This is a genomic window from Sulfitobacter sp. HI0129 (assembly GCF_001635395.1).
Taxonomy (GTDB): Bacteria; Pseudomonadota; Alphaproteobacteria; order Rhodobacterales; family Rhodobacteraceae; genus Sulfitobacter.
Genome location: NZ_LWGH01001033.1, coordinates 1 through 338 on the forward strand (window position 1 = coordinate 1; position 338 = coordinate 338).

Consider the following 338-nt stretch of genomic DNA (forward strand, 5'->3'; position numbering starts at 1 on the left):
GTTGGACAGGATGGAGCCGGTGATCATGGCGGCGCCTTCGGAGGTCATCAGCTCTTCGGCGATCTTGATCGCCTCGCCCGGATCGCCCTGATCGTCGCGGAAGATGAATTCGAGCGGGCGGTCCAACACGCCGCCCTCGGCGTTGATCTCCTCCAGCGCCAGTTCGATGCCCTTCTTGTAGGGTTCGGCAAAGGCGGCGAGGCGTTTGTAGTGGTTGATCTCTCCGATCTTGATCGGCTCACCGGACTGCGCCATCAGCGCCATGCCGCTCGCGGCCCATGTGCTGGCTGCCACCAGACCCGTGATGCCCGTCAGGAATGTCTTTCTGTTCATCATGT

General features: G+C 61.8%; 1 protein-coding gene. It reads right to left on the minus strand.

What is annotated here, in order from left to right; genetic code table 11:
• A partial coding sequence (locus A3764_RS21965) for an ABC transporter substrate-binding protein (RefSeq protein ID WP_150122402.1) occupies positions 1-333 on the minus strand: 333 nt, incomplete at its 3' end.
• Positions 334-338: the final 5 nt, after the last annotated feature.